15 protein-coding genes are annotated in these 18,893 nt (G+C 63.0%); 7 read left to right on the top strand and 8 right to left on the bottom strand.

Going from position 1 to position 18,893, the window contains the following annotated elements; all coding sequences use genetic code 11:
* Nucleotides 1-52: 52 nt before the first annotated feature.
* Together V6765_RS00775 and V6765_RS00780 are read right to left on the bottom strand one after the other, a co-directional pair.
* Entirely contained in the window at nt 53-1,411 is a 1,359-nt protein-coding gene (locus tag V6765_RS00775) for an ATP-binding protein (protein WP_448425648.1), read from the bottom strand.
* A complete protein-coding gene (locus V6765_RS00780; protein WP_448425650.1) occupies nt 1,408-2,118 on the bottom strand; it encodes a response regulator transcription factor in 711 nt (236 codons plus the stop codon). The genes V6765_RS00775 and V6765_RS00780 overlap by 4 nt, the downstream gene beginning before the upstream one ends.
* A gap of 501 nt (nt 2,119-2,619) precedes the next feature.
* Here V6765_RS00780 and V6765_RS00785 point away from each other — a divergent pair.
* The 3 genes from V6765_RS00785 (at nt 2,620) to V6765_RS00795 (ending at nt 6,078) form a co-directional block, all read left to right on the top strand.
* Entirely contained in the window at nt 2,620-3,210 is a 591-nt protein-coding gene (locus V6765_RS00785) for a phosphatase PAP2 family protein (RefSeq protein ID WP_448425652.1), read from the top strand.
* A 191-nt stretch (nt 3,211-3,401) separates the two neighbouring features.
* Nucleotides 3,402-4,472 carry a glycosyltransferase gene (locus V6765_RS00790; RefSeq protein WP_448425654.1) on the top strand — a complete coding sequence of 357 codons (1,071 nt, stop codon included), beginning with the start codon at nt 3,402-3,404 and terminating at the stop codon, nt 4,470-4,472.
* 37 nt (nt 4,473-4,509) lie between these two features.
* Nucleotides 4,510-6,078, top strand: coding sequence for a glycosyltransferase family 39 protein (locus tag V6765_RS00795; RefSeq protein ID WP_448425656.1), 1,569 nt, complete (start codon nt 4,510-4,512; stop codon nt 6,076-6,078).
* Nucleotides 6,079-6,261: 183 nt separating this feature from the next.
* Here V6765_RS00795 and V6765_RS00800 read toward each other — a convergent pair whose 3' ends face one another.
* Nucleotides 6,262-7,104: a MipA/OmpV family protein gene (locus V6765_RS00800; protein ID WP_448425657.1), complete on the bottom strand. Its 843-nt coding sequence runs from the start codon at nt 7,102-7,104 to the stop codon at nt 6,262-6,264.
* Between the two features lie 315 nt (nt 7,105-7,419).
* On the opposite strand from V6765_RS00800, the gene V6765_RS00805 reads away from it, so the two are divergent.
* Entirely contained in the window at nt 7,420-8,025 is a 606-nt protein-coding gene (locus V6765_RS00805; protein ID WP_448425659.1) for a pyridoxal-phosphate dependent enzyme, read from the top strand.
* A 237-nt stretch (nt 8,026-8,262) separates the two neighbouring features.
* On the opposite strand, the gene V6765_RS00810 is transcribed toward V6765_RS00805, so the two are convergent.
* Complete coding sequence (locus tag V6765_RS00810; protein WP_448426596.1) at nt 8,263-9,480, bottom strand: citrate synthase; 1,218 nt, start codon at nt 9,478-9,480, stop codon at nt 8,263-8,265.
* 76 nt (nt 9,481-9,556) lie between these two features.
* Between V6765_RS00810 and V6765_RS00815 the strand changes: the two genes are divergently transcribed.
* Nucleotides 9,557-10,642 (top strand): citrate synthase/methylcitrate synthase, encoded by a 1,086-nt coding sequence (locus V6765_RS00815; RefSeq protein WP_448425661.1) that lies wholly within the window; start codon nt 9,557-9,559, stop codon nt 10,640-10,642.
* Between the two features lie 67 nt (nt 10,643-10,709).
* On the opposite strand, the gene V6765_RS00820 is transcribed toward V6765_RS00815, so the two are convergent.
* The 3 genes from V6765_RS00820 to V6765_RS00830 are packed head-to-tail and all read right to left on the bottom strand — an operon-like array spanning nt 10,710 to nt 14,598.
* Nucleotides 10,710-11,828 (bottom strand): CaiB/BaiF CoA transferase family protein, encoded by a 1,119-nt coding sequence (locus V6765_RS00820; protein WP_448425663.1) that lies wholly within the window; start codon nt 11,826-11,828, stop codon nt 10,710-10,712.
* Nucleotides 11,828-13,048, bottom strand: a complete 1,221-nt coding sequence (locus V6765_RS00825; protein ID WP_448425664.1) for an acyl-CoA dehydrogenase family protein — start codon at nt 13,046-13,048, stop codon at nt 11,828-11,830. The genes V6765_RS00820 and V6765_RS00825 overlap by 1 nt, the downstream gene beginning before the upstream one ends.
* Nucleotides 13,048-14,598 carry an AMP-binding protein gene (locus V6765_RS00830; protein ID WP_448425666.1) on the bottom strand — a complete coding sequence of 517 codons (1,551 nt, stop codon included), beginning with the start codon at nt 14,596-14,598 and terminating at the stop codon, nt 13,048-13,050. The genes V6765_RS00825 and V6765_RS00830 overlap by 1 nt, the downstream gene beginning before the upstream one ends.
* A 115-nt stretch (nt 14,599-14,713) precedes the next feature.
* Between V6765_RS00830 and V6765_RS00835 the strand changes: the two genes are divergently transcribed.
* Nucleotides 14,714-15,661, top strand: coding sequence for a LysR family transcriptional regulator (locus tag V6765_RS00835; protein WP_448425668.1), 948 nt, complete (start codon nt 14,714-14,716; stop codon nt 15,659-15,661).
* Between the two features lie 229 nt (nt 15,662-15,890).
* Nucleotides 15,891-16,847, top strand: a complete 957-nt coding sequence (locus tag V6765_RS00840; protein ID WP_448425670.1) for a sugar-binding transcriptional regulator — start codon at nt 15,891-15,893, stop codon at nt 16,845-16,847.
* Between the two features lie 282 nt (nt 16,848-17,129).
* Here V6765_RS00840 and dhaL read toward each other — a convergent pair whose 3' ends face one another.
* Nucleotides 17,130-18,890 carry a dihydroxyacetone kinase subunit DhaL gene (dhaL, locus tag V6765_RS00845; protein ID WP_448425672.1) on the bottom strand — a complete coding sequence of 587 codons (1,761 nt, stop codon included), beginning with the start codon at nt 18,888-18,890 and terminating at the stop codon, nt 17,130-17,132.
* Nucleotides 18,891-18,893 lie beyond the last annotated feature (3 nt).

Consider the following 18,893-nt stretch of genomic DNA (forward strand, 5'->3'; position numbering starts at 1 on the left):
CAATGTTTGCATTGATGGGTTTGGCTCGTCCCGACCAATAGCGGCGGGCAGGTCACGTCGCCTCGCTCGCGATCCCGGAGTCGCCACGGATCGGGATCAGGATTTGAAAAATCAGGCCGTTCGGCGTGTTGTCCGAAAGAGAGATGGCGCCGCGATGGGCGTGGACGATATCGGCGACAATGGAGAGCCCGAGGCCGAAATCTTCCTTGTCCTCTCGTGCATTTTTATGGGACCGCGCCTCATCGCCCTTGAAGAATGGCTCGAAAACCCGCTCTCTCAGATGTTCCGGAATTCCCGGCCCGTTGTCGGTCACACGGATTTCGCAGCCTGCCTTGCAGTTTCGCAGGGTAACGGTGACATCCGTCGCGAACTTGACGCTGTTGTCGCAGAGATTGGTGACCGCACGCATGATGGCCATTGGCTTGCAATCGATGACCATCCGGTTGGGGCCCTCGAACCGGACCGGGAAGCCGACATCGCTGAACTCCGCGCAAACGGTCTGCAGCAGGCTTGCAATATCGGCACGCTGTATAGGCTCGGTCGCGTAGTCGTCCCTGAGATATTTCAGAACCTCGTTCAGGAGACCGTCGATGCGCATGATGTCGGACAGCAGCCCATCGCGCACGGGCCCTTCCTCCATGCGGTCGGCGCGCAGCCGCAACCGGGTCAACGGGGTCCGCAGATCATGACCGATGCCGCGCAGCATGCGCGTTCTCGATTCGACCATCACCCGTATCCGGCTTCGCATCGCGTTGAGCGCATGGGCGAGCGCCACGATCTCGACGGGTCCGCGTTCTTCGAAAATCTCCGAAGTGTTGGCGATGTCCGCATGCATGGCCGCCTCCGAAATCCGCTTGATTGGTTCGGTGATGACGCGAATGGCAAATATGAAGAAGAACGCGATCAGAACGACGATGGCGACGGAATAATACGGTCCCTCGTTGAGGATGGCACTGTTCAGGATCGTGTCCGGAAAGCCGGACAGGATGAGAAGCGTGTCGTCGTCGACCTTTGCCGCAATCACCCTCTCCCCGTTCCAGAAGGTGCGCCAGCCGCCGACGGGCGGGCGGAGGTGATCGGTCGGAAACAGCAGGTCGATGGCCATGGCCAGCACGCCTTCCGGTTCCGACGGCCCGGTGAAGCTCTCGCTGACCGAGAACGGCTCCAGCGAGAAATCCCATCCGGCAGCGCGCGATGCCGACAGGATGGCTTCGCGCGTATCCGGCGGGGACGCTTTCAGGAGGGTCGCCATCGTATCCACGCGCGTGACGATATCCTCCATGTCGGGCGCGGCGTCCCTTGCCCATTGCTCCAACACTCTGCCGACGATGGTGACCACGATCAGCGCCACGATGATGATGAGCGTGATCTGGCCTCTGATCGTGTTGGGACGGAAACGCTGCAGCCTCATAATTCCTCGACAGTCGCGGTAAACATGTAACCGCCCAGACGTATGGTCTTGATCACGACGGGGTCGCGGGCATCATGTTCGATCTTCTGCCGCAATCGGCTGATGTGAACATCGATGCTGCGCTCGATCGGGCCGGCCAGACCGGCATGGGTGACGCCCAGGAGTTCCTCCCGCGTCAGAACGCGGCCCGGGTTTCGACAGAAGGCCAGCAGGATATCGAACTCGTGCGTCGTCAGGCCGACGCGGGCGTTGGTCGGATCGAAGAGCTGCCGTCGAATGGGGTCCACGAGCCATCCGTCAAAACGCAATTGCTTTTGTCTCGGCTCCTTCAGCGCCGGCAAGGCGGCGCGCCGCAGCAGGCCGCGTATCCTGGCGATGAGCTCCCGCACGCTGAATGGCTTGGTGACATAGTCGTCGGCGCCGATCTCAAGGCCGACGATCCTGTCAATTTCCGCATCGGCCGCCGTCAGCATGACGATCGGGATATTCGTTGCGACCCGCAGCCGCCGACAGAGGCTAAGCCCGCTTTCGCCGGGCAGCATGACATCGAGGATCACCAGGTCGTAACTGGATGCGCGCATGCGCGCATCCATGGCGATGCCGTCCCGGGCGATCTCCGCGATCATTCCGCTTTCGATAAGGCTATCGCGCAGCATCGCGGCGATCTGGGCGTCGTCTTCGACGATCAGAATTCGAGAAGCGTCCAAGCTCCGGCTCCTTCACCATCCATATGGCACTGTGTCTGCTTTTGAATAGCACGGCGCAGCATGCGCGTTGGCTGAAGCAATATTAAGATTTGTTTCAGAGCCCCCGGCTTTCAGATCCTCCGAAACAAAACTTCACACAAGCAAACATCCCGGCGGCCTGCGTCGTGGCACAAGATGGGCATTGAAACCGCCTGTCCGGGCTTGGCCATCGTCGGGCGCGGAAGGCTTGCTGTTGCCATGTCGCGCCACAGCGCAGGGCGAACGAACGCAATCCCCGCAGGAAAACCTGTTCAACAACCAGTTATTGAGAGGATGGTCCTCGTGCATACTTCAAGTTCAGCGTCGAGGGACGTTAACCGGCTTCCCTCGCCAAAGATCGTTGCGCTCAGGCCGATTGACGGAATGGCTGACGGCAATTGGCCTCCGCAAGGCCGTTCCGCTCCTTTGCAGCCATCGCATGTGCTTGGAAAGCTGGTCCTCTTGTCCAGCATGGCGTTCGTCATGTTTCCGCAAATCGACCTCGGCGTTTCGCGACTCTTCACCGACGGCACGCAGTTTTATCTTTCGGACAATCGTCTGCTGGTGCTGATCCGCGATGCCAACCGCATGCTTCCCTACCTTGTCGTGCCTGTGATGATCGTCCTGATGGTGGCGAGACCGGTCAGGCGTTCAGCGCCTTTGATGTCGAAGCGCGCCCTGTTCGTTCTGCTCACCTATGCGCTCGGTTCGGCCATCATGGTCCACGCCTTCAAGTTCTTCTTCGGCCGGGCCAGGCCCCAGCATGTGATCGAGTTTGGCGGCACGATGGATTTCACGCCGGCATGGCAGTTCGCATCGATGTGCGAGAGCAGTTGCTCGTTCCCGTCTGGCGAAGCGGCATCGGCGGCCGCGTTCATGGCAGTGCTGGTGTTCGTGCCGGACGCCTACCGCAAATACGCCGCCGCCGTGATCGTTCCGCTCTCCATCATCGTCGCCTTGAACCGCGTCGTCATGGGCGCCCACTTTCTGTCGGATGCCGTGCTCGGCTGGCTGCTCGTCTGCTGGCTGATGTTCTGGCTCCACGGAAGAATGGGGCTGAAGACCGGCGCGTGATGGCGACGGAGCAACGCTGGAATTCCCCAAGGCACATTCGAACCTGCGGATCAGCAAGAGGTGTCGGCGCGCCCAGCGGCGGCGGCGCGGAACGGTCGCGTCAAATCAAACAAGGATTTCAGCATATGGAAATGTTCCTTCAGTCCGCTCGAGCCCAAACAGAACGGCTTCTCTCAGCTCCGGACGTTTCGGTGATCATACCGACATTCAATGAGCGGGATAATGTCGGCAAGCTTGTCGGCCACCTGATCGCAACCCTCAACGGCCTAAACTGGGAGGTAATCTTCGTGGATGACGATTCTGCCGATCGCACCGTCGAGGTGCTGCGCGACATAGGCCATTATGAGCCGCGGATACGCTGCATTCGCCGGGTCGGCCGCCGCGGGCTCGCCGGTGCCTGCATCGAGGGCATATTGTCCGCGCAGGGCGAGATCGTCGCGGTCATGGACGCCGATCTCCAGCACGATCATCGGCTCCTGCCGGAACTGGTCGCCGCCATACGCGACGGAAATGATCTCGCCATCGCTACCCGATACAGCGCGCCCGGTGAGGAAACGGCGCTCTCGCCATTCAGGAGCGCGATGTCCAGGGTCGGGACTTTCCTTGCCCAACGCCTGATCACGGCGCGGACAACCGACCCGATGAGCGGCTTCTTCGCGACACGCCGCGATCTGGTCGAAGCGATGGCGCCCCGGCTGAGCAACGGGGGTTTCAAGATCCTTTTTGATATCCTTTCAAATGCGGAACCGGATGTCCTGATCGCCGAACTGCCCTACCGCTTCGCCACCCGTTCGGCCGGACAGAGCAAGATGGATCGTCGCGTCGCCCTTCAATTCCTCGGATTGCTCTTCACCAAGGCAACGAGGGGGCTGGTCTCCCTCAGGCTGGTTTCGTTTCTCCTGATCGGAGCCGCCGGCCTGGGCATTCACATGGCGCTGCTCATTCTGGTTCTTGTGGCAGGCGTGAATTTCGCGGTCGCGCAGGCGATAGCGACCATCATCACCATGATCGTCAATTTTTCGGGCAACAACCTGTTGACCTATTACGACCAGCAGTTGCGCGGACGAAGCTTTTTCCGGGGATTGCTGGTCTATATCGCGATATGCGGCATTGGAGCGGTAGTCAATGTGGGGATCGCGACGGCGCTGTTCACGGTGGCCGGCCCCTGGTGGGTCGCGGGTCTTGCCGGCGCCTTCGTCAGCGGCCTCTGGAACTATCTGGTGACGCAAACGCTCGTCTGGAACCGCCCGGGGGCGCTATGACCGTCGGTCTTCTCCCTTTCCGCCTCAGGTATGCGCAATGGTGACGTCAGCACGCCCGGGCAGTGGCAAGGCGGGCGGCAGTGCCGGCGAGAGACAAAAGACAGCCCGCCTCTTTTCCGTCGAAACGCTATCCGAAAAGATCACTGCATCGCCGCGACGGATCGCCTTCGCGATCGTGCTTGCCTTCACGCTGGTGCGCCTGGTTTGGGCCTATGCGCTCGGCTTCGGCATCGACGAAAGCTATACGATCGGCCAGTCGCGGTTTCTCGCGTTGTCGTATTTCGACCACCCGCCTCTGCATTATTGGATCGTCCACGCGGCTGGCGTTTTCTTCGGAACCAGTTGGGCGGTTCGCATTCCCGCGGTCCTGCTGTTTGCGGCGACGTCGTGGTCGATCTTCTGCCTGACCGAGCGCCTGTTCGGCGGCGTCGCGGCGGTGTTTTCCGTCCTTTGCCTCAATCTGTCGCTGTTCTTTCTCGTCTCGGCCGGCGCCTGGATCGTGCCCGATGGCCCGCTTCTTTTCTTTCTGGCCTGCGGTGCACAGGTCATGGCGAGGATTCTCTTCCCGCAGCCGGGCGAAGAGGAACCCTCGTTGGTCTGGTGGATGCTCGCGGGCGGGCTGTTCGGCCTTGCGGGGCTGGCGAAATATTCCGCGCTCTTCACGCTGGCCGGTCTCGTCTTCTTCGTGATCGCAACGCGGCATCGGCGGCAGTTGTTAACGGCGGGTCCATATCTCGCCTGCCTCATCGGACTGATCCTTATTCTGCCCGTGCTGATCTGGAATGTTCAGCATGACTGGGCATCGTTGCGTTTCCAGACCGGGCGAGGCAGCCCGCAGTTTTCGCCTTGGGCCTTTGCCCGCATGGTTCTCGGGCAGATCGTCTGGCTCGGCCCCTGGATCGCCATTCCCCTCATCCAGTCGGCCCTTCACGCCTTTCGAAAGGGGCGAACGGAAAGAGAGCTGTTCTGCCTTGCTCTCGCCGTTCCGGCCATCGGCTACACCACGCTCCAGGCGCTCTGGAGCGGCACCGGATTTCCGCACTGGCCGATGCCGGGCTGGCTGTTCGTCTTTCCGCTGCTGGGCGTCCGTTTATGCGGCAGGATTCGGCCGGCCATCCGCTATGCGATCACGATCTCACTCCTGACGCTCACGCTCCTGGTAACGGCAGTCGCGCTGGGCGGCTCGGGAGCGCTTCACCGGCTGGCGCCCTCTTTGCATGATCCGACCGAGGACCTGATCGATTGGTCTCCGGTGGCGGAGGTTCTCACGCCGCTGGAGATCGGAATACCGGATGGACCCGCGCTCGCAGGGCTGGACTGGGCGGAGGCCGGCAAGCTGGATTTCGCGGTGGGGGAAACCGCGCCCGTGCTTGTTCTGGGAAGGGACAAGCGGGGATTTGCCACGCGGTCGGATCCGCGTCTTGCCGGCAGGCGGGGCCTTGTGATTGTCGCCAGCGAGGAGGCGTGGGCAAAAAGGGGAAGGGGCCTTTCGTGCCTCCCAAAAGATTCCCGTCCCGTTGCGCGCGTGCCGGTCGGCCGGGCAGGGCAGGCGGAATTGCCCCTGCTTGTCATCCCCGTCGAGAGATGCATTGGGGCCACCCAATAAAGCGGTCCAGCCGAGATGGGCCGCCGGCGGCGCATCTTTCATGCGCGCGTCGAGCGACGGCGGACCCTGCGCGGAGATCGACGCCGCGACCATGGCTGCGCGGTCTCGTTTCCCGACAACGAACCGCTGGGGCTCGTTGTCGTGTTGAAACGCGATAATGAACAAACGCCGCAGTCGGCCTGGTCAGAACTTGTAACCAAGCGAAAGCGAGGCCTGCGGCTGCAGCTTGCGTTTCACGATCGGGCTGTCGGCGGCATCGCCGACAAGCACCCCGACACCGGCGCCGGCCTGCATCAGCCAGTGTTCGTCGAAGAAATAGGTGGCGGAAACGTCAAAATCGACACGCTGCAGGCCGGCCTTCGCCTTGTATTGCGGCAGACCGGAGGCCGCGGACTGGGCGGCGTTGATACTGAAATAGCTGTCCATGTAGTTCTTGTCGGCAATCGTTGCCGCGACACCGGTCGCGACAACGAGCTTTTCGCCCATATGCCAGCCGTAGTTTACGCCGATCTCACCCTTCAGCCCCTCGCTGCCGCGGATGGTCTTGTCGAGAGCGCCATAGATCTCCCAGGCACCCCATTCATAACCGGCCCGGAGCCCCGCGGTGATGCCGTAGTCGACATCGCCGAGGCCCTTGAGCAGGGCTCCGTCTTTTTCCGAACGTCCGGGTTCATAGCCGAGGCGGGCATCGACGGTGAAGCCGCCATCCTTGTAGACCGTGGCAGCCAGGCCGCCCGGATCGAGCTGAAGCCAGTTGGCATAGCCGATCGACACGATCGGGATGCCGCCGATTTTCATCTTGTCGCCGCCCTCATATTCGGGTTCGAAGGTCACGCCGCCGCCGAGGATGACTTCCCAGCGGGATTCGAACGCGTCTTTTTCGAGCGGTTGCGGGCCGGAAATGGCGGGCGGCGGATCATTCCGGACGGCGAAATCCGCCGCATAGGTTCCGTCCGCAAGTCCGATCAGGGAAACGACGCCCGTCAACCCGGCTGCCGTCACAGGGAAATACTCTCGTTTTACCATCTGTCATCAAAGCTCCGATGAAACACCAACGTACCGGGGAACCGGCACAACCTGGGAGGTCGGCCCCACAGTGACCGAGGGCGCGGCGGGTCGGTGTTTTCTTTGATGACAAAAGATTGCGGGCGCGCCACATATGTGGCGGCAAAGCGTCCTCGGGAGGGCTTTGGGCCACTAGATGACAGGTGAACCGTGCTGATGTTCGTCGCGGCACGATAGTAATGTGAGGCGAGCGTCGCCGCGTTCAGCGCCTATATCGAGCAGCATGAGCACGCCCTCTACGCGATCGGCTCGGCGATAGGGCCGCACCCCTTTCCCATGATCGTGCGCGATTTCCAGTCAGTCGTGGGACGAGAGGCGCGTAGTCAGTTCCTGTCTCTGAGCGAAGGGCATTTGCCCGACCATGTCGTGGCCTGCGTCGCGGGCGGATCGAACGCAATGGGCCTCTATTCAGGATTCCTCGACGATCCCACCGTTACGCTCCATGCCGTGGAACCGCTCGGCACGTCAGATGAGACCGGCAAACATGCCGCCACACTCTCCTTCGGAACGCCCGGCAAGCTCCATGGTGCACAGTCCCTCGTTTTGCAGCAGGAAGACGGGACGCCTTCGAAGGTGACCTCCGTCGCCTCGGGCCTCGTCTATCCTGGGGTGGGGCCAGAGATCGCGATGCTGCATGAGCAAGGCCGCTTGAAGGTCGCGGCCATCTCGAACGATGAGGCGATTGCTACCTTCTTCCGCTTCGCAAAATCAGAGGGCCTCATCCCGGCGCTCGAGAGTTGCCACGCGCTGGCATTCGCGATCAATTTGGCAAAGCGCCGCCCATCCTCGGAAACCATCCTGGTCAACCTGTCCGGCCGGGGCGACAAGGATGTTGATTTTGTTCTGCAGGAGTTTGGGAACGCGGACAGTCTCGCGCGTTAGCCAGCCGCCATCACAGCGGGGCCGCGTCTCAAAGTCGATTGCGGCCTATCGGTCAGACGTGCCAGCGACAAAGGCCGGAGCATACCTTCAGGCCCCGGCCTCTTTCGCAACATGCTATTCCGCTTCCGACCAGTGAGGATAGGTGACATACTCTAAACTCAAATTCGCTTTCCGTGGTCGGAACAACAGTCGCAATGGGTTTGCCCGCCTGAACCGGCTTTCGAGCAGCCGATAATCTCAGATCAAATCTGCGATCTGGCTCCGGCCTGCCGCGGGACCGGTGTAGCGGGCCCGGGGACGAATGAGCTTCCTTGCATCCTGTTGTTCCATGGCGTGCGCAATCCATCCGGCGGTGCGGGCGATTGCGAAGATTGCTATCTCATGACCAACCGGCAGACCAAACATTCGGGTCATTACCGCAAGCGCATAGTCTATTGTCGGAAACAGGCCTGTCGTTTCCTGGACGAGACGCGGTGCATCGTGGGTCAGGCGTGGATCGGCGCCAGCTCGGGATAGGGCGGACAGCAGGTTCTCAGCACGCGGATCGCCGTTTTCGTAAACGGCATGGCCGAAGCCATGGAAGTCTTCACCCAGCATGGAGCGTTCCCGTATATTGGCCGCGATGTCGCCCGCCGACAGCACGTCAAGCAGCCGCGCTGCCAGCGGCCCAGCGCCGCCATGTCTTCGGCCCTTCAACGCGGCAAAACCCGCAACTGTTGCTTCATAGAAGTTGATGTCGGTCGATGTCGCGCAGCGCACGGTATAGGCGGAAGCATTGAGTTCATGCTCGGCTAGAAGCACGACAGCACGGCGGATCAAATCTATGGCGCGGGGCTCGTTCGGCGCCCAGACGGCGGCGATCTGTTCGTGGATTGGCGCCGGCGATGGAGGCGTTCCCAGTATCGCCGATGTCACCAGCCGCATCACTCTTGCTCCGGTTTCGGCGCGTCCGGAGGACGACTTGTTGAAGGCGCGGGGATCCTCACCGCCAGCGAGCGCCGTGAGCGCTATGGCACGGGCAAGCGGCTGGCAATCTGCCATTGCCGCGCGCACGGCTTCGAAGTCCGGCGTGGACGGCGGCATATTGTTTTCGGCAAAAGGGTCGTCCGTTGTGACGTCCCACAACAAGGTCGCGGTTTCTTCCAGTGTTGCCTGTTCGGCCAGCTTCGTTGCCAACACCCCACGATAAAGCGGACCCTGCGCGGTGATCGTCGAGATCGCGGAATCAAGAACCGAACCGTCATCTGTAGCGCCCCGCCCGGCCGGATAGGGTCCTCGCCGATTCTTGAGCGCCCTGACATCATCCGCGCTGTAACGTTTTGCTCTTGACGCTGCCACCGCCTCCGAGCGGATCAGGCCGCGGCTGACATAGGCGTAAAGGGTGGCAGGCGACACCGACAGTTCGGCGGCGGCCTCGGCAGCCGTCAGATAAAGGAATTCAGCATCATTTTTCATGTTGATTAATATAATCAAGATTGATCAATATGAAAAGGCGGTCATCTTCCTTCCTAATTGAAGAAGGAGTTTGGCTATGAATCACCAATCCCGGCCCGTTATCGGGCTTGAAGGCGTTGCCGCGGCAGAAACCCGGCTTTCCCATGTCGAGGGCGAGCGCGGGGAGTTGATAATTGCCGGAGAATATGTCGGGAATCTCGCCTTCAGCCTCGACTTCGAGGCGCTTGTTGCCCGCCTCTGGGCGCTTGCAAAGGACGAAGACGTCGATGCCGACCACGTCCGTCTGGCTCTCGGAAAAGCGCGTCGTGAGGCGTTTTCACATGTGCCGTCGGTCCTGTCAGTCACCGAGGGCATGCCACTTGTCGACGCTTTTCGCGTTGCGATCGCGGCACTCCGGCCCAACGATGAACGCGCGTCGGAGATCACGCTGCTTGGCGCGATGCCGGTCATTGCCGCCGCGCTCGTGCGCCGCAGTGAGGGGCTGCCGGTTACCGAGCCTGATCCCGCCGCCTCTCACGCAGGCGATTTCCTGCGGATGTTGCGCGGGAGCGATGCGTCGGCGCAGGAAATCGCGGCGTTGAACGCTTATCTGATCACGGTTTCCGACCATGGCATGAACGCTTCGACATTCACGAGCCGGGTCGTCGCGTCCACCGACGCCGATCTCTTCATGGCGGTCACCGCCGCCTATTGCGCGCTCAGCGGCCCATTGCATGGCGGCGCGCCGGAGCCGGTGCTCAATATGCTGGATGCGATCGGCTCTGAAGATCGCATAGAAGGCTGGATTGATGCAGCCCTTGCCCGCGGGGACAGGCTCATGGGCTTCGGTCATCGTATTTATCGGGTCCGCGACCCCCGTGCCGATGTGCTGAAAGCTGCTGTTGAAAGGCTCCACGTTAGAGGCGAGGATCTTGGGCTCGCTACCCAGGTGGAAGCATATGCCCGCCAGGCCCTTGCGCGCCACAAACCCGGTCGCAAGCTCGATACCAATGTCGAGTTCTTCACCGCGATCCTGCTCGATGCGCTGCAGATACCCCGCCAGGCCTTTACGCCGGTTTTCGCTGCGGGCCGCACGGCCGGCTGGACAGCGCATGCCATTGAGCAGCAGCGCACGGGACGTCTGCTGCGACCGGATGCGGCGTATGTAGGTGCAATGCCCTGATAAGTTCAGCCGGTACGCGGAAATTTCCTAGACCGCCGGAGAATCTCGGCGGCGTCTTAAGCATGGACTATTGCCGCTTTGGAGCGTCCGGAACGGGAACGGACGGGAAGCCGGCTTTATCGCCTCCCCGGTCGCGACAACCGTTGATCACCGCCGGGAAATGCGGGAACGCGAAGGAATCGCCGTCCTCTTCCCATACACCGACGCACCCGCGCTCTTTTAGATGCGGGTCGTCCAGCGCTTCGGCCCCCTGCCAGACCGGAACGACCGGCGCCCGGCCTGCTGCAAAGGTCTCGATCCAGTCGTCACGATCGCGTTCTTCGAAGAGCCGCGCCAGAAGGTCGGCCAGACGGGTTTTCTGCGCATCCCGGCCCTGCCGCGTCCGGAACGCCTCACTGCGGAGAGGATGCCCTTCAGCGGTGCCGGCATTCAGGAATTCCGACCACAGATGGTCCTCCAGGGTCGCGATGGCGACGAATTTTCCGTCCCGACACCGGTAGATCGCGCTGTCGGCCATGACCTGCGGCTGGTCGGCCGGCGCGCCATCCGGGTTGAGGCGCGACAGGGACATCGTCAGGCAGGCGGCGGCGGTCGCATCGAAAATGGAGGTGTCGACCATCTGGCCTTGGCCGGTTCGCTCCGCCTCCACGATCGCGGCGAAGGCGGCAAGGCTTGCCGCGTTCACGGTCAGGGCATCGGCAAGCCGGATATTGGGCCGAACGACCTTCGGTTCCAGTTCGGATGGCGCCGTAAAATATCCGGCGACCCCGAGGACGGACAGATCATGAGCCGGCCAATGCCGATAAGGCCCGGTTGCTCCGTATCCGCTGATCGAGACGATAACGAGCCGCGGCTTTATCGCGTGGAGCCAATCGGCCCCGATCCCGAGCCGGGCGAGAACGCCCGGACGAAAGCTCTCGATCAGGACATCGGCCTGCAGGACGAGGTCGGCGAGCGCCGCTTTTCCACCGTCCGATTTCAGGTCGAGCCGCAGGACCGTCTTGCCGCGATTGAGGGCGCGATAGCTTTCCGGAAAGAGGCGTTCGGCCGGATCGCCGGTTGGCGGCTCGACCTTGGTTACGTCTGCGCCAAGGGTGCGCAGCGTGGCGGCGGTGGCGGGGCCGGGGTAGAGAAGCGAGAGGTCAAGCACCCGCTTTCCCGCCAGTGGTTGCGGAAAGCCGGGCATCAGTCGGTTCGCTCCAGCAGAGCCTTGGCGATGGTGTTCTTCTGAATCTCGGACGTACCGGTCACGATGCGGAAGGTGCGCAGGTTTCGGAAGATGAACTCGATCGGCCCGCCCTTGAGCAGCCCGACGCCGCCATGCACCTGCATCGCCCGGTCGGCGATACGGAACCCGTTTTCGGCGCAGAAGAGCTTGCACATCGAGGCCTCGGCGCGAATGTCGTGGCCTTCGTCCAGGCGGCGTGCGGCGTCGAACATCATTGCGCGGCCGGCGTAAAGGTCGGCCGCCATGTCGGCCAGCATGTGCTGGATCGCCTGGAAACCGCCAATCGGCCGGCCGAACTGATGACGCCCGCCCGCGCGCTCGATCGAGAGTTCGAGCGCCAGCCGGGCGAAGCCCAGAATAGTCGAGCAATGCAACAGTCGGTTGACCGAGATCCGGGCCATGGCGAGGCGGAAACCGGCGCCTTCCTCGCCGATCAGGTTCTGCGCCGGGACCAGAACCTCATCGAAGACCAGATCGGCATGGACCCCCTTGCCCGCGAGAACCTCATAGTCCGTGCGCATCGATACGCCCTCGGCATGCAGGTCGACAAAGAAGGCGGAGATGCCGCGCGCGCCGGCCTCGGGATCGGTGACGGCGAGGACGATCGCAATATCGGCAAAGCTGCCGCCGGAGATAAATCGCTTCGCGCCGTTCAGGCGGTAGCCTTCGGCGGTCTTCACGGCCCGGGTCTTAATCGAAGCCGCGTCGGAGCCTGCCCCGGTCTCGGTCAGCGCAAAGCAGACGGCGCGCTCGGCCGTCTGGACCGGCCGCAGGAAGGTCTCCACCTGGTGCGGGCTGGCCTGCTTGAACAGGTGACCGATGCGCGGCGGGCCGGACAGGTCGCCCAGCACATGGGCGGCAAGCACGGAACCGGTCGTCAGCGCGGCTTCGCGCACGGCGCAGATATCGGCGACGGAAAGCCCCTGGCCGCCGAGTTCCTTCGGCAGAAGATAGGAATAAAAGCCGCGATCGGCGGACATCTTCCAGACCTGCCGAAGCTTTTCGTGCGCGACCGGCGTATCCCAGTCGAGGCCGTTTTCCCGCTCGAAATCGGCGATCTCGCCGGTCAGGAAGTCGACCAGCGGCTCGACCGCGGCAAGGGCAGCCGCACTGCCGCGAAAGTCACCGAGGGCGCGCGCGCGGGCCTTTTCGGCGTCTGGGGACAGGCGATCCGGCATCATACTTTCCTCTCTGAGTGGGCCCAGTAGGCATCGCGCACCTTGCGGCGGACGATCTTGCCATTGGGATTGCGGGGCAGGTCGTCCACGAAATCGAAGCTGCGCGGGCGTTTGAACCCCGGCAGGTTTTCCCGGCAGAGGGCTTCGAGGGAATCGGACGACACCTCGGCTCCGTCCCTGGTCACGATGACGGCCTTCACCGCCTCGCCCCATTCGCGATCGGGCACGCCGACAACAGCCGCGTCCAGCACGGCGGGGTGGTTGTAGAGCACTTTCTCCACCTCCGACGGATAGACGTTGAACCCGCCGGAGATGATCATGTCCTTCTTGCGGTCGACGATGAACATAAAGCCCTCGTCGTCCCGGGTCGCGACGTCGCCGGTGTGGTAGGCGCCGTCCTTGAGAACTTCGGCCGAAAGTTCCGGCGCGCGCCAGTAGCCCTGCATGACATCGGGGCCGCGCACGACGATTTCGCCGGCCTCGCCGAGCGCGCATTCGCTGCCGTCGTCGCGCAGGATCCGGACGTCATTCTCGAAATAGCTGCGTCCGCAACTTGCTAGTCTCGTCCGATCTCCGGCCAGGGCGTCGATGTGGTCCTGGGCGGTGAGCACCGTGATGGTGGACGTCGTCTCGCCCGCGCCATAGCCCTGCGACAGGATCGGTCCGAAGGTTTCCATCGCCTCGGCCACCACCGCGGGCGCCATCGGCGCGGCACCATAGGCAACGCTGGTCAGGCTGGACAGGTCGTGCTTTTGCACCTCGCCGGACGCCAGAATACGGGAGACCATCGTCGGCACGAGGAAGATGCGGTTGATCCGCTCCCTCTCGATGGTCGCCAGGAACTCCGGAATGTCGAACCGATCGAAGAGGACATTGCAGCCGCCCATATAGAGTGTCGGCAGGATCGCCATGCCGGAGGCATGGGTGATCGGGCCGACATGTCCCATGCTCACGCCGATGCCGCCGTCCTTGCTCGGCCGAACCAGGTGCTTGCGCAGGAGCGCCATCCGGTTGCCGTAACTCTGCATCGCCGCCTTCAGCACGCCGGAGGAGCCCGAGGTGTAGTGCAGGACCGCGAGGTCCGTTTCCTTCGTCTCAAGGCTTTCGAACCCGGCTTTCCCCAATTCCAGAAGGTCGGCATAGAGGATGTCGCCCGCATCGCCCGAAATTGCGACGATCTTCTTCAGGCGCGGCATCCGGTCCCGACGCTCGGCAAGGTCGGCGGCGTGTTTCGGCCCCGCGATGACGACCTCTGCATGGCTGTCGTTGATGACGTGCACCGTCTCCTCGGCGGAGAGGCGCGCATTCACCGGCACCTTGACCATGGCGCCCTTGTAACAGGCAATTTCGGTCGCAAGGATTTCCGTACAGTTCGGCGCCTGCATCGCGACATGGGTGCCCGCCGGAAAGCCGGCGGCCATCAGGCCGCTCGCAAGCCGGCTGGTTTCCGCGTCGAGCTGCGCGAAGGTAAGGCGCCGTTGCTTGTCCACGGCGGCCAGGTTGTTCGGCCAATAGCATGCAGATCGCTGCACGACTCGTCCCAGATTCATCAGTCTCCTCCCGAGCATTTCGATCGGCAGGCTATCTCCGGCTCTGGCCATGTCCAAAAAACAATTTGCAGCTGGCCTCCATATGGTTTTGATATAGCAAGCGGGAGGCGACGCCATGAACTCACGGCAACTTCAGTATTTCTACACCGTCCTGCGCGAAGGCGGGTTTTCCGCGGCTTCGCGACGGCTGAATGTGGCGCAGCCCGCTCTTTCGGGACATATCGCCGCGCTGGAAGCGGAACTGGGCGTGAAGCTGTTCGAGCGGACGAACAAGGGCGTCACGGCCACCTCGGCCGGGGTCAGGCTGGGTCAGCACGCCGCGGCGATCCTCCGGCAACTCGACCTGGCCGCGGCCGATGTCGGCGGCGGCGACGACAGTCCGGGCGGCGAAGTCATGGTCGCCCTGCCGCTGACCGCAGCCTATCTGCTCGCGGCCCCGTTGTATGAGCGTGTGGCGCGGGACTTGCCGCGCGTGAAACTGCGCATCGTCGAGGGGCTGAGTTTCGAAAGCGGCAACATCATGTCGTCCGGCCGCGGCGACCTCGGGCTGGTGCCGAACGCCGCCGACCTGCCGAACCTGGAATCGGCGGCGCTGTTTCAGGAACATCTCTATCTCGTCGGAAAATGGGACGGGCAGTCGCCACGCGTAGGCGAAGTGTCGTTGAGCAAGCTGCCTGATTATCCGTTGATCCAGACACACAGACGCCTCGCGTTGCGGCGTTCCATCGAGGAACTCGCGACCTCGCAGGGGATCCGGCTGAACACCGTGTTCGAGATCACCGGGCTCCATGTCCTTTACTCTCTGCTTGAGGCCGGGCTTGGTTACGCCATCATGAACTGGGCCCTGCTGGGAAGCCGGTGGGACATGAATGTGCTGGCGGCATGGAAGATCGTCGACCCTGAGGCGAAGCGCACGATCTCACTGACCTGGCCGTCCAACCGGCCGATGACCGACGCTGTGCGGGCCGTGCGCCAGATCCTGGTCGAGGTTCTGCGCGACGTCGTGGATGACGGTCGCTGGCCAGCAATCGACATCGCGTTGAGAGACGACGACTGGCTGTAGCGTGGCGGCAGGGCCGACATTCCGGACCGGTATTCCGGCTTTAGATAGACTGTCGAAATTATAATTACAGAGATCCGCGCGGATCGGGCGCATCACCGTTGCGCAAACGCCGCGCGTTTATCTTGCATAGCGATATCTTATAGTGTTCTTTCGGCCCGGCCTATATGGGCCGGGTCGCGACTTGGAGTCGATGGCCCGATAGCCGACCAGAGTGATGGGTGAAGCGAGCGTGGACGATCTGAACGAAAGCCTTCCGGAACAGCTTGAGCGCGCGCGCGTCGCCTGGTTCTATTTTGTCGGCGGCCTGACCCAGCAGGAGATCGCGGCCCGGATGAACATGACCCGGCTCAGGGTGAACAAGATCATCGGTCAGGTACGCGAGGACGGGGCCGTCCAGATCGACGTCAAGCTGCCGCTCACCGGCTGCATTGCGCTGGCCGAGGCGGTTGCCGAACGCTACGGTCTCGCCGAGGCGACGGTGGTGCCGGACGTGCAGGACTTCCTGGAGCAGAAGCGGGTGATCGGGGAGGCGGCCGGCGCGATGGCCGGCGGCCTTATCGAACGGCGCGATCTCGGCATCGGCATCGCGACGGGCCGCACGCTGAGTTTCGCCGTGCGTCGGCTGAACGCGCGTCCGCATGCCAATAGCTGGGTCGTCGGGCTTACCGGGGGCGCGACGCGCTCATCCGGCACCAACACGTTCGAGGTGGCGACGAGCCTTGCCCGCAAGCTCGGTGTCGAATGTCATTATCTGACAGCCCCGCTCTATTGCGCCTCGCCCGAAAGCCGCGAGGCGCTGCTGCTGATCGACGAGCTGACGGATGTGCTGGCCCGCACCGAGATCGCCGATCTCGGCATCGCCTCCTGCGGCTGGCTTGCCGAGGACACGACGCTGACGCAGATCAGGGTGGTGAAGGACAATCTTGACGATATCCTGAAACGGGGCGCGGTCGGCGAGTTTCTGGGCTGTTTCCTGGATGCGCAGGGCCAGCCGGTCGATCATTTCCTCAACGACTCAATCATGGCGCTCGCCCCGGAGAAGATGAAGCTCAAGCCGATGTCGATGCTGGTCTCCGGCGGCATCGAGAAGGTGCAGATCATCCGGGCGATCCTGCGCGGCGGTTACGTGAACCGGCTTGCCACAAACGAAGCCGTGGCCCGGGCGCTGATGGCCGGGCCACGGTAAAGCAATTCCAGGTGAAGTGGATACCGGTTCACCGTCCGGAATTGCGCAAAAGCAAAGTTCTTATCAGACTGCTGACAAAGCCCCAAGCTTTGACCATCGTGTATCATCGGCCCTTCGTTCTTGTGTCATGCTCGGACTTGATCCGAGCATCCAGGCAGTTAAGCTACTGAATTCGCTAAACTCCATAACCAGCCTTTGCCGGGCGGCCTGGATCCTCGGGTCAAGCCCGAGGATGACCCGGAATATGGGAGACGTTTGTCAACAACCTGAAGAACAAAGTTCTTATGCGCTCGCGTGGGCCTCTGCCAGAGCGGCGGCCATTGCGCGCAGCGTGACCCATGTCGAGGCCGCGCCCGGATCGATATGGCCCTTTGAGCGCGCGCCGAGCTTGGCGGAACGGCCGCGGCGGGATTCGAGATCCGCCGTCGCCTTCATGCCCGCTTCCGCGCCGTCGCGGGCGGCATTGATGACATCGAGTTCCGATCCATTGGCGGCCGCCTGCTGCGCGCGCTCCACCGCCGGCACCCAGGCGTCGATCATGGTCTTGTCGCCGGGCTCGGCGCGGCCCCGGTCGCGCACGCCCTGAAGTGCTGCGGCAAGCCACGCCGAAAGCGCCTCGGCATCGAGGTTCAGCCGGTCGCTGACCGCTGCACCCGCACGCAGGAAGGCCGTCGCGTAGAGGGGACCGGAGGAGGCGCCGACGGCGTCGAGGAAGGCCTTGGCCATGCGCTTGCAGCTTCCCTCGATGGTCTCGTCTTCCTCGGCATTGGCGAGCGCGCCCTGAACGGCCTTCCAGCCGATCTCCATGGTCACGCCATGATCGCCATCACCGATGACGCCGTCGAGTTCCGACAGCCAGTCGCGCTCGGCGATGATCTCGTCGCCGGCCCGCTGCATCATGGCGCGGAAGATCGCGGGCGTAATGGCGCCTTCGCGCTTCAGATTGGTCGCGGTTTTCGAGGTGACGGCCCTGTCGCCGGCCTGCGCCGTCTTTCTCGCCGAACGGGCGCTGCTGGCAGCGGCGCCCTCGATGGCTCCGACCGTCAGCGCCGGCGTGCGGCAGGGATGGTCGAGAAGCCGCGTCAACTCGTCGTCCAGCTTCATCAGGGTGATGGACGCGCCCGCCATTTCCAGCGAGGTCGCATATTCGCCAACCCACGAATGATGGATTTCGATGCCCCTGTCGTCCAGGATATGCTTGAGCCGGTCGAAGATGATGTAGAGCTCGACCAGCGAGGTCGAGCCGAGCCCGTTGACGAGCACGGCGACGCGATCCCCCTTGGCGGGGGCCATTTCGCCGAGGATGGTTTCCAGCAGTTCGTCGGTCACCGTATCGGCCGGGGCCAGCTTTTCGCGGCGCACGCCGGGCTCACCGTGCAGGCCCATGCCGATTTCCATCTCGTCGTCGCCGATCTCGAAATTCGGCTTGCCGGTCTGGGGCAGGGAGCATGCGCCAAGCGCCACGCCCATCGATAGCGTTGCGTCATTGGCCTTTTGGGCCAGAGCCTCGACCCGGGCAAGCGGCTCGCCGAGATCGGCCGCCGCACCCGCGATCTTGAAGACGAAGAAGTCGCCGGCAATGCCGCGCCGTTCCGAACGCCGATCCCTCGGTGCGGAGGCGACGTCGTCCGCCACCTGCACCTGCCGCACCTGCGTACCGGATGCTTCCAGTTCCTCAGCAGCCATGGTGAAGTTCATCACGTCGCCGGTGTAGTTGCCATAAAGGAAAACCACGCCCGCTCCGCCGTCGGCCGCGCGGGCCGCATCGAGGATCTGTTCGGGCGAGGGGGAGGCGAAGATATTGCCGACCGCGGCCGCATCGGCAAGGCCGCGTCCGACATAGCCGGCAAAGGCGGGCTCGTGCCCGGAGCCGCCGCCGACGACGATGCCCACCTTGCCATCGCGCGGACCATCCACAGCCACAATGGCGCGGCCCGTGCCGCCTTCGCGCATCAGCATGTCGGGATGCGCCGCCACCATGCCCGAGATCAGCTGGGGGATGATATCTTCGGGCGCGTTGATGAGTTTCTTGGTCTTGGTCATTTG

This window comes from Martelella sp. FOR1707 (assembly GCF_053484265.1).